The organism is Frankia sp. CcWB3 (genome assembly GCF_977927595.1).
Genome location: NZ_CDWRCK010000164.1, coordinates 1 through 9,682, shown reverse-complemented (window position 1 = coordinate 9,682; position 9,682 = coordinate 1). Strand labels below are relative to the sequence as shown.

Annotated in this window: 9 protein-coding genes and 4 pseudogenes; 8 read left to right on the top strand and 5 right to left on the bottom strand. The window is 70.2% G+C overall.

Translation table 11 applies throughout. The features are described 5' to 3' along the window. Nucleotides 1-413 (top strand): acyl-CoA dehydrogenase family protein (locus ACY5KJ_RS13355; RefSeq protein ID WP_462203475.1); only part of this gene is annotated, 413 nt, incomplete at its 5' end. Nucleotides 414-432: 19 nt separating this feature from the next. On the opposite strand, the pseudogene ACY5KJ_RS13350 reads toward ACY5KJ_RS13355, so the two are convergent. Continuing rightward, nucleotides 433-1,146, bottom strand: a pseudogene (locus ACY5KJ_RS13350) (RNA-guided endonuclease InsQ/TnpB family protein); the annotation flags it as partial. A 23-nt stretch (nucleotides 1,147-1,169) separates the two neighbouring features. Here ACY5KJ_RS13350 and ACY5KJ_RS13345 point away from each other — a divergent pair. Together ACY5KJ_RS13345 and ACY5KJ_RS13340 are read left to right on the top strand one after the other, a co-directional pair. Continuing rightward, nucleotides 1,170-1,460 (top strand): hypothetical protein, encoded by a 291-nt coding sequence (locus ACY5KJ_RS13345; RefSeq protein WP_462188438.1) that lies wholly within the window; start codon nucleotides 1,170-1,172, stop codon nucleotides 1,458-1,460. Between the two features lie 204 nt (nucleotides 1,461-1,664). Then, nucleotides 1,665-2,063 (top strand): NUDIX hydrolase, encoded by a 399-nt coding sequence (locus tag ACY5KJ_RS13340; RefSeq protein ID WP_462188436.1) that lies wholly within the window; start codon nucleotides 1,665-1,667, stop codon nucleotides 2,061-2,063. Nucleotides 2,064-2,099: 36 nt separating this feature from the next. Here ACY5KJ_RS13340 and ACY5KJ_RS13335 read toward each other — a convergent pair. After that, nucleotides 2,100-3,262: pseudogene (locus ACY5KJ_RS13335) on the bottom strand (glycerophosphodiester phosphodiesterase). Nucleotides 3,263-3,658: 396 nt separating this feature from the next. On the opposite strand from ACY5KJ_RS13335, the gene ACY5KJ_RS13330 reads away from it, so the two are divergent. Next, nucleotides 3,659-4,183, top strand: a complete 525-nt coding sequence (locus ACY5KJ_RS13330; protein WP_462188432.1) for a SixA phosphatase family protein — start codon at nucleotides 3,659-3,661, stop codon at nucleotides 4,181-4,183. Here ACY5KJ_RS13330 and ACY5KJ_RS13325 read toward each other — a convergent pair. Continuing rightward, on the bottom strand, nucleotides 4,146-5,732 hold the full coding sequence (locus tag ACY5KJ_RS13325) for a protein kinase domain-containing protein (RefSeq protein WP_462203476.1): 1,587 nt from the start codon (nucleotides 5,730-5,732) through the stop codon (nucleotides 4,146-4,148). The two genes, ACY5KJ_RS13330 and ACY5KJ_RS13325, sit on opposite strands and share 38 nt — an antisense overlap. Before the next feature lie 234 nt (nucleotides 5,733-5,966). On the opposite strand from ACY5KJ_RS13325, the gene ACY5KJ_RS13320 reads away from it, so the two are divergent. Together ACY5KJ_RS13320 and ACY5KJ_RS13315 are read left to right on the top strand one after the other, a co-directional pair. Continuing rightward, nucleotides 5,967-6,488: a toxin-antitoxin system HicB family antitoxin gene (locus ACY5KJ_RS13320; protein WP_462188433.1), complete on the top strand. Its 522-nt coding sequence runs from the start codon at nucleotides 5,967-5,969 to the stop codon at nucleotides 6,486-6,488. A 90-nt stretch (nucleotides 6,489-6,578) separates the two neighbouring features. Continuing rightward, nucleotides 6,579-7,421 (top strand): DUF4097 family beta strand repeat-containing protein, encoded by an 843-nt coding sequence (locus ACY5KJ_RS13315; protein WP_462188434.1) that lies wholly within the window; start codon nucleotides 6,579-6,581, stop codon nucleotides 7,419-7,421. A 27-nt stretch (nucleotides 7,422-7,448) separates the two neighbouring features. On the opposite strand, the pseudogene ACY5KJ_RS13310 reads toward ACY5KJ_RS13315, so the two are convergent. After that, nucleotides 7,449-7,977, bottom strand: a pseudogene (locus ACY5KJ_RS13310) (SAM-dependent methyltransferase); the annotation flags it as partial. 557 nt (nucleotides 7,978-8,534) lie between these two features. On the opposite strand from ACY5KJ_RS13310, the gene ACY5KJ_RS13305 reads away from it, so the two are divergent. After that, nucleotides 8,535-8,876: a dynamin family protein gene (locus ACY5KJ_RS13305; protein ID WP_462203474.1), complete on the top strand. Its 342-nt coding sequence runs from the start codon at nucleotides 8,535-8,537 to the stop codon at nucleotides 8,874-8,876. Continuing rightward, on the top strand, nucleotides 8,877-9,626 hold the full coding sequence (locus tag ACY5KJ_RS13300; protein ID WP_462203473.1) for a hypothetical protein: 750 nt from the start codon (nucleotides 8,877-8,879) through the stop codon (nucleotides 9,624-9,626). Here ACY5KJ_RS13300 and ACY5KJ_RS13295 read toward each other — a convergent pair. Then, a pseudogene (locus ACY5KJ_RS13295) lies at nucleotides 9,575-9,682 on the bottom strand (IS5 family transposase); the annotation flags it as partial. The gene ACY5KJ_RS13300 and the pseudogene ACY5KJ_RS13295 sit on opposite strands and share 52 nt — an antisense overlap.

Here is a 9,682-nt window from a genome sequence, read left to right as displayed (position 1 = left end):
GAGCCGGTATCGCCCGCGCCGCGCTGGACGACGCGCTGCGTTACGCCCAGGAACGCGAGGCCTTCGGCAAGCCGATCTGGAAACACCAGTCCATCGGCAACTATCTCGCCGACATGGCCACCAAGTACACCGCTGCCCGCCAGCTCGTCCTCCTGGCCGCCGACCGCTACGACGCCGGCGAGCGATGCGACCTGGAAGCCGGGATGGCCAAGCTGTTCGCCTCGGAAACCGCGATGGAGATCGCGCTCAACGCGGTCCGGGTGCACGGCGGCTACGGCTCCTCCACCGAGTTCGACGTCGAACGCTACTTCCGCGACGCCCCACTCATGATCATCGGCGAAGGCACCAACGAGATCCAACGCAACGTCATCGCCGCCCAGCTCATCGCCCGAGGGGGAATCACCGTTACATGAGAGCGATGGATAGCGATGTTCATGCCGCCTCGCCTCTCGGTGAGGCACCCCCGGTCTGACCCGCTGGCGCGGTGCCGGGTTCCCGCTTCACAGCCACCGGCCCCGCAGGCGGGGTCTTACGGTCGACTCCACGGGCAGTTTTAACGTCGCCGATGTACTGGCGGTCGACGAGGTTATGCAGGTTGACCGCGGCGTTGGCGTCGCGGTCGATCGCCAGCCCGCAGGACTGGCAGTGAAAGGTGCGGTCGGCCAGGGTCAGGCTTGGGTTTCGCCAGCCACAGCCGGAGCAGGTCTTCGAGCTTGGATACCAGCGGTCCGCGACGACCAGCCGCGACCCGTACCAGATGGTCTTGTAGGCGAGCTGCCTGCGGATCTCGGCCAGGCCGGTGTCGGACACGGCGCGGGCGAGGCGCCGGTTGCGGACCATCCCGGCGACGTGCAGATCCTCCACCACGATCACATCGTGGGACGTCGCGAGTCGGGTCGTGATCTTGTGAAGCCCGTCGCGGCGCTGGTTCGCCACCCGAGCGTGGATCTTCGCGAGGTGCGCGGCCCGCTGGTGTCGGCCAGCGATTCCCGGCTTCAACCGGGCGTAGGCCCGCGACGCGCGCCGCAGCCTGCGCAGCGAGCAGGCGAGCGGCTTCGGGTTGGCGACCTGCTCGCCGGTGGAGAGGACGGCGAGGTGGTGCACGCCTGCGTCGAGGCCGACCGTGCCGCCGCGCCGCTGCACCGGCCGGATGATCCGGTGGTGATCCTGTGACCGGCGGGGGATGGCCGTTGCTGGTCCTGGACGGCGACGGCGCACTGATCACCAGCTTTCCGCAGGCGGAGTTCGACAAGGCCCACCGGTGGGCGCCTGCCCGGGCCGGGGAGCCGGTGGTGGAACTCCCGATCCTGGTGGAAGACCTGCTTGTACGGGTGACATGGACGATCGGCCGCACCTCGTGCACGGCAGCCCGGTGGGGAGTGGTGCCGGACGGGCCGGTGACACCACCGGTGGGCTGTCTGCTCCACGGTGGCGCCCGGTCGGGGCGGAAGACACGATGACCCGGCTGTGGGAGGTAGAGACCGGGAACGTTCCGGACGTGGAACTCCCCGGCGGCGACGGGCTGCTCCTGGCCACGGCGGAGGACGGGGTGGCCACGGTGACGGTGCATCCCCGGACCTGGCCTGGCGGACCGTGCCCAACCCTCCACACTTTTCCGTCGCGACGTCGGCCCCCTCCCTACACTGGTTCCCGTGACGGCAGCGGTGGGCAAACGGCAGGCCGTGGTCGCGGTGCTGCTGAGGGCCGGTCGCGTACTAGTCATCCGGCGTGGGCCGCAGGCGCAGAGACCGGGCTACTGGGCTCCGCTGAGCGGCCGGATCGAGCCCGGCGAGAGCCAGGCGGCGGCGCTGGTTCGCGAGGTCCGCGAGGAGGTGGGGCTGGCGGTCACCCCCCTTGCGAAGGTCTGGGAATGCGACACCGACGACGGCAGCTACCAGCTGCACTGGTGGACCGCCGAGGTCGGATCCGACGAGGAACTGATCCTCGACCCGGGCGAGGTGAGCGACGCCCGCTGGGTGACGCCGCACGAGTTCACCCGGCTGGAGCTCACGTTCGCCGGTCACCACGAATTCTTCGAACGGGTGCTTCCGACCCTCGGTTAACCGGCTGTCCGATGTCGAGGCGGACCTGCCGGCGGGTCAGTGAGTGGGGTGATGGTCGGCCGGCGGGGGTCCGGGGTTCGGGAGGCCGGCGGCGACGGCCCGGGCGCGGACACTGATATCGGCCTGGTCGGTGAACAGCCCGTCGATGCCCGTCTTGAGATAGGCGACCTGTTCGTCGACGGCCCGGCCGAGGTCGCTGGGGCTGGTGCCCACCTGGTAGTCCTTCGGGAGGAAGGTGTTCTCCGCGCGGAAGGTGTACGGATGCACCACCAACCCGGCGGCGTGGGCGTCGGTGACCAGGGAGGTCGGGGTACCCAGCGTCCCGTCCCCGGCCCGGGGGATGACCTGAAGCTTGTCCGGGCCGATGCCGTTCGCGTAGCGGGCGATCTGCCACAGCCCGGCCAGCGTCGACAGATCCTGGTACGTCCGCGGGTCGCCGGCATTGACGAGGTCGAACGGCGCGCCCGTGGCGGACAGCAGCTGTACCGAGGCCGTGCGCAGGCCGAGTGTACGCAGCTCGCAGAGATTCGTGGTCGGACGTACACCGGCGCGCCCCGGTGGTTCAGGCCGTACCGGACCAGGATGTCCAGCAGCCGCCGCTCCAGGGGCAGGCCGGCCTTGGCGAAATAGGTCGGGTGCTTGGTCTCCGGGTAGACGCCGATCTCGCGGCCGAGTTCCCGGGACAGCCGGGCGCGTAGATCAAGCAGTTCGGTGAACGTCGGGATCTCGAGCTGGCCGTCGTACCTGGTGTTCTGCGGGCGGACCTCGGGCAGCCGTTCCTTGGCGCGCAGCGTCTTCAGTTCGGCCAGGGTGAAGTCCTCGGTGAACCAGCCGGTGGTCGCGACGCCGTCGAGAATCTTCGTCGTCCTGCGGGCGGCGAACTCGGGATGCGCGGCGACGTCGGTGGTTCCGCCGATCTCCGGCTCGTGCCGGCAGACCAGGACGCCGTCCCTGGTGGGCACGAGGTCCGGCTCGACGAAGTCGGCACCCAACCGGGCGGCCAGTTCGTAGGAGGCCAGGGTGTGCTCCGGACGGTAGCCGGACGCTCCTCGATGCCCGATCACCAGTGTCGGGCGGCGCTGGCCACCGCCGGAGCCGAGGGCGCCCGCCGGGGCGACCGACGCGGCTACCGGGGCGAGGAGAGGGACGGCGGCGAAAGGCGCTGCGACGATCCCCGCGAGCACGCGACGACGGTCCACAAGTCCTCCAGCGCAGCGGCGACGACCCTCGCCGACGGAGCGCCCATAAAGCCAACCGGGAACAGCCGACCAACGAACGGACCACGTGTTACCCGCCGTGGTCGCCCAGATGGCACTTTGATGAACCTGGCGCACGAACAGTCGGCCGTAACCATCAGCCGCGCGCAACGGTGACGACCTCGGCCAGTCCGCCTCCGTCGACGTGCGGACCGCGGTGGCACGAGCGGCCCTACGGCCGCCCGGTCGGTACGGGCCGCTACGGTATCGGGGTCGGCCCTGCCCGGCATGCAGGACGATGTAGATGATCAGAGAGGGTTTCGACCGGAGGGCGAGCGATCGCGGATCGCCGGAGTTCGACGACAGGATCCGAGCTACGCGTCGATAGGAGGAGCGGACGTGGTCGACTTCGTCCTTCTCCGGCACGCCCATGCCGGCGAGAAACACACGTGGCAGGGGCGCGACGAACACCGTCCGCTCAGCCGGCGCGGCCAGCGCGAGGCGCGGGCGGTAGTGGACCTCCTCCGGCCGATTCCGCTGGCGCGGATTCTCACCAGCCCGTACGTCCGCTGCGAGCAGACCGTCGAGCCGGTGGCGGCCGACCGGGGCCTGCCGGTGCAACGGTGTTCGGCCCTCGCGGTCGGCGCCTCGCCGTTCGACCTGCTCGCCGTGCTCACCCAGGACGACAGCGGGGACGCGGTGCTGTGCACGCACGGCGAGGTGATCCGCGTGCTGTTCGAGGCGTGGCGGCGGCAGGGCAGGACGACGCTGCCCGGCCCGGACGACTGCACCGCGAAGGGTGGTGCCTGGATCATCCGTGGTTATCCGGACCGCGAGGCCACCGCCCGTTACGTCGCTGTGCCGGGCAGCGGGGAACAGAACCCGCTCAGCCCGGGGCGGCCGACACCCGGACACCGCAGGTGAGGTTGGCCAGGTAGACCTGGGTGCGTCCGCTCGGGTCCAGCAGCAACGGCGGACCGCCGCGGGCCGCGGTGCCGAAGCTGATCTCCCGGCCGTCGGCGGCGTCGTGGAGCTGCAGCCCGCAGTCGTCCGAGCCGGCGAAGTCCACGACCTCGACCCGGACAAGGCCCGAGGGGACCTCGAACGCGTCGGTGTCGCCGGTGCCGGCCTGCTGGGCGAAGGGTAGGACGGCCGTCCCCGATCCGGAGCGGGCCGTCACCGAGCACCCGGGGTCGTTGGCCTGCCAGTGGAAGCCGCCGACAAGCGGTACCTGGAAGGTCTTCGCACCGTAGACCTCCTTGATCGTCTGCTGCTCGCCGGTGCTGTCGCTGGTCACGATGATCGTGCACCCATTGTCGGTGCCTTCGATCTGGTCGATGATCGCGAGACGCCACGGCGCGTCGGCGGTGAAGGACTGCCGGCTACTCGTCGAGTTGTCCGCGCTCGAGTTGTTGCCCCCGGCCACCAGCACGGTGGCGAGCGCCCCCGCGAGCGCGAGGACCACGACGGTGCCGGCGCCCACCAGCAGCCAGCGACGGCGACGGCGTGCCCGCGGCTCGGGTGCCGGGGTCTGCGGCGAACCCGGGATCTGCGGTGCAGCCGGTGGGGTGGGTGTCCGGGCTGCGTCGGGAAGGATGCGCGTCACTGGGATCTGCGCCCCCGGGCGTGACCGACGAGCCGCTCGCACAGGTCGAGCGCGGTAGGCCGTTGCGGCGGCTGGCGGTCGAGTGCCTCGCGGACGGGCGCATGCAGCTCTGGAGCGAGCCGGTCGGAGTCGATCTGGAACTCGGCGGCCGCGATCCGCGACGCCACCGCGTCGGCGGAGCCGCTGCCGAACGGCGGCTGGCCGGTGGCGGCGAAGCAGACCAGTGCCCCCCCAGCCGAACACGTCGCTGGCGGCGGTGACCTCCCCGCCCGTGGCCTGCTCCGGCGAGAGCCACCCGGGCGTGCCGACGACTCCGCCCACCGCGGTCAGCGGGCGCGCCTCGGCCGCCGCGGCGATCCCGAAGTCGATGACCTTCGGCCCGTCCGCGGTCCACAGCACATTGGACGGTTTGAGATCGCGGTGGATCAGGCCGGCCGCGTGGATGGACGCCAACGCCTCGGCGAGCCCGGCCGCCAGGATGATCTGCTCCCCGGTGGGTAGGGGGCCGGCCGCCGCGACCTGGGCGGCGAGGTCCGGGGCGTCGACGAACTCGGTGGCCAGCCATGGACGTTCAGCCTCCAGCTCGAAGTCGACGAGCCGGGCGGTGTGGGCACCGCCGACCCGGAAACACGCCTGGACCTCGCGATGGAATCGCGCCCGGAACTGCGGATCGTCGGCGTACTCCGGTCGGATCAACTTGACCGCGACCTGGCCGAGGGGACCCTCGGCCAGGTAGACCACACCCATCCCGCCGGCACCGAGCCTGCCCAGCACCCGGTGCCGGCCCAGTGACCCCGGATCCGTGGCCCGCGGTGGCTGCATCCTGACGCCGTGCGCGTCGCCCGGCACATCCACCCCCGTCTGCATCACCGCCGCCACCGGGCGGATCGCCCCACTATCGCCGAGGCCTGCGACGGTGACGAGAGCACCCCGACGATCGCTACTTTTCGTAGTCGTCGCACGCAACGAGGGTTCGCGACCGCCCCGCCGGCAGCCGTACCGGCCGGGCAGCCGAGGCGACGACAGCCGCGACGGCAGCTGTGACGTCCTACTGGCTGCCAGAGCTTGCACATGACGTCAACTTGGCGCCACCATGACGTCATGGACCTTGCGCCGTATGTCGAGAACCTCCGCCGGGAACTCGCGGCAGCCGCAGAAGCCGGGGGTGAGGACGCCCGCGCGCTGGCCGAGCGGCTCACTCTGCCCCTGGACTCGGCCGTCAGGCTCGCCCTGCTGGAGGCGCTGTCGGCCGCCGCCGACGAGATCACCCGAGAGTTGGCGCCGGGCTCGGTCGAGGTACGCCTGCGTGGGCGAGACCCTGATTTTGTCGTGACGCCACCGCCGACCGACCACTCGGGGGCGGACGACTTCAAGGCCGCCGTGGTCAGGCAACCGTCCGCCGCTCCAGAAGACGACGAGGGACGTACCTCGCGGATCACGCTACGCGTCCCCGAGCGTCTCAAACCGCGCATCGATGAAGCGGCCGAGCACGAAGGACTGTCCGTCAACGCCTGGCTGGTGCACGCCGTCTCCGCCGCGCTCGACCCTGGTGCCGCGGGACGGCGCACCGGTCCGCACGCAGGCCAGCAGCTGGGGCGGCGTTACAGCGGCTGGGTGCGCTAGCCACGCCAGCGTTCACCGCGTTCACCGCGCCAGCGTTCACCGCGCCCGGGCAAGCCACGCCCGGGCTGACGACGCCACAAGGAGATCATCATGCCGACTTTCCGCACCCCCGAGCCGATCCTCGCCGTCATCGAACTCGGGACCGGCCACGTCCGGATCAACGCGAGCGACCGCGCCGACACGGTCGTGGAGGTACGCCCGAGCGACCCGTCGCACGACACCGACGTTCAGACGGCGCGAGAGACCCTCATCGAGTACGACGAAGGGAAGCTTCACCTCAGAGCACCCAGGAAGAAGGCCCGCTCGCTGTCCGGGCCGGACGGCTCCGTCACCGTGACAGTCGAGCTGCCCACCGGTTCGCGGGTCGACGCGAGCTCGATGACCAACATCCAGAGCACGGGCCGCCTGGGCGATTCCAGCTTCCACACCGCCACCGGCGACATTGACCTTGACCAGACCGGCAGGCTCCGGCTGGGGACCGCCGACGGGAACGTGTCCGTGGGCCGCACGACCGGGCACGCCGAGATCAAGACCTCGAACGGCATGATCCGGATCCGCGAGATCGATGGCTCGGCGGTAGTCAAGACGGCCAACGGGGGCGTCACCATCGGTGAGGTGACGGGGGACGCGCGGCTGATCACTGCCGCCGGTGCCATCACCGTCGACCGCGCGCTGGCGGGGGTCGAGGCCAGGACCGCCTCGGGCAGCGTGCGGATCGGCGAAGTGGTGCGCGGCGCAGTCGCGCTCGTATCCGGTTCCGGCCGGCTCGAAGTGGGAGTACGGAAAGGTACCGCCGCCCTGCTGGACGTCCGCTCGGGACGCGGCGGTGTGCACAGCGAACTGACCACCATCCACGCCCCCGCGCCCACCGACGAGACCGTCGAGGTGCGCGCCCGTACCGGCGACGGCGACATCCTGATCCACCGTGCCTGACCATTCCCGAAGCGCGAGCCGGCCCGGCTACGCTTTCCGCCCGATGGCGCCGTAGCAGCTGACCTGGGCGTTGGTCAGGTCAGCGGGCACGGTGTCATCGGGCCGCCAGCGGTGTGCCACCTCCACCCCCGGGTCGACCAGCTCCAGCCCGGTGAACAGACGCTCGACCTCGGCGCGGCTGCGTAGCTGGGTGGAAATCCCCCGTTGCCGGTAGGCCTCGGCCGCCACCAGCAACGTGGGGTCGAAGTCGCCGGTGCCGTGGGTGAGAACGAGGTAGCTGCCGGACGGAAGCACGTCGACGAAGCGACGGAGAATGCCGTGCGGGTCGTCGGAGTCGGGGATGAAGTGGAAGATCGCGATCAGGGACAGGGCGATCGGCTAGGTGAGATCGAGGGTGTCGCGCAGTTCCGGGGCGCTCCGGGTCGCGCAGATCCGCGTCGAGGTAGGCGGTGCGGCCCTCGGGGGTGCTGGCGAGTAGGGCTCGGGCGTGGGTGAGGACGATCGGTACCACCCCCGGGTTGCACATGTCCGTTTTCTGAGGCTCATGCAGCGCCGGCCCGTCGGACGGCGAGATCGCGGCGGCTCAGTCAGGGGGTGTCGCGGTCACCCTGCGGATTATGAGATCTGTGAGTGTCGCGTCGGTGCTCCTGAATGAGGACCGTCAGGTTGAGGCCTGTGGCTCGACGTGACTCGCAGGAGATCCGGCCGCGTTCGTGTGCCCTCCCGACGACGCGTCCGTCGCTGTCATGGGCACCAGCCTGGTCCACCTGCTGGCCTGATCAGAAGCCTGTCCGCCGCTGGCGTGACTCCTCACAGAGCGCCGTTGGTGACTCCCAGCCAGGCCGGTGCGTTGTTGGCCGCACTCGGGAAGGGAGCACGACCAGGCCCATGCTGGCAGAGTGCGCCGCGCTCACGCCGGCACAGGGCCGACCGGAACGTGCCATGTCAGTGCCGCATGCCCAGTGGGACGGACGTGCATCATGGCGAGTCATGACCCGATAGTCATCTTTCTAACACGTTCCGCTCTTTCTAGGCGCAGGGGTCCGACACGCCACGCAGCATCGTTCACCTAGAATCGTGATGTCAACGGGGGGAACCGTGCAGCAGGCAGCAATGAACGCAGGCACCGGGGCAAGCACCGCCGCCGTGACCGCGGCCAACGCCGCCGTCGTCGAGCGGTTCCGCTCAGTCGCGAGCATCCTGCCTGTCGATGACCGGGCGACGTTCGAGCTGGCCCAGGCGTTGGTGCGATGCGCCGACCGCCAGCGGGAACCGATGCGCGTCGCCGTCGCCGGCCAGATCAAGCGCGGCAAGTCGACCGTCGTCAACGCGATCGTCGGCGAGAAGGTCGCGCCGACCGGCCAGCTCGAATTGACCTTCAACGTCGTCGAGCTAGGTCACGCGCCGACTCGTTCCGTGCGGATCCATCTAATCGACAACACTGTGGTCGATTAGATGGCTGACCAGTTGGCGAAGCTGAGTGTCACCGCCGCGGCGGACCTTCATCTGCTCCGCGACATCCGCAAGATCGAGTTCGGTGCACCGATCGAGTTGCTCCGGTCGTTCCGGCTGGTCGACACGCCAGGTCTGGCGAGTCTGCACGGTGTCGACTCCGCGAACGCGGCGCGGTACCTCGGCATCACAGACCCGGTGGTCGCCGACCAGGTCACCGACGTGCTACGCGCGACCGGCCGGGATGCAAGCGCCGTGCACGCCGACAGCACGGCCGAGGTCGACCGCGCCGACGCCGTCGTCTTCCTGTTCAGTGGCGGGGTCGGCGAAACCGACCTAATCGCCGTGGACCGTTTCTCGGCGGGCGAGAGCGCCGCCGACGGCCGGGACGTCAACCCGCTCAAGGCGTTTGGCGTCCTGAGCCGCTGCGACGAACGGTACTGGCCGCCGGGGCCCGGCCTTCCCGGCAGTCCCACACCATGGGCCTACGACCCGATGGCTGACGGCGCCCGGCAGGTCGTCGACCGTCTGATGCGGGATCCGGTGGTGCAGCGACACTTCTACACGATCGTCCCCGTGGCCGGCATCGTCGCGAGCGGCGCGCAGACGGCGAGCAGCGAGCTGTTCAACGTGTTCGCCGACCTCAACCGCGAGCTTGGGCTCGAGGATCTTAGCGACCTGCTAGGGCCTGTTTGGGAAGTTCATCGGGGCAGCCATTTGTTGATCGCGGCGATGGTGGCTGTTGCGTCGTAGCGGACGGCTAGCTTGTTGTAGCGGGTCGCGACCGCCCGGTGGCGTTTGAGCCGGTT

What these genes read in the sequence shown, in the direction of transcription:
- ACY5KJ_RS13325 (WP_462203476.1), bottom strand. Translation starts at nt 5,732, where the DNA reads ATGCAGACGGGGGTGGATGTGCCGGGCGACGCGCACGGCGTCAGGATG.
- ACY5KJ_RS13320 (WP_462188433.1), top strand. Translation starts at nt 5,967, where the DNA reads ATGGACCTTGCGCCGTATGTCGAGAACCTCCGCCGGGAACTCGCGGCA.
- ACY5KJ_RS13315 (WP_462188434.1), top strand. Translation starts at nt 6,579, where the DNA reads ATGCCGACTTTCCGCACCCCCGAGCCGATCCTCGCCGTCATCGAACTC.
- ACY5KJ_RS13305 (WP_462203474.1), top strand. Translation starts at nt 8,535, where the DNA reads ATGAACGCAGGCACCGGGGCAAGCACCGCCGCCGTGACCGCGGCCAAC.
- ACY5KJ_RS13300 (WP_462203473.1), top strand. Translation starts at nt 8,877, where the DNA reads ATGGCTGACCAGTTGGCGAAGCTGAGTGTCACCGCCGCGGCGGACCTT.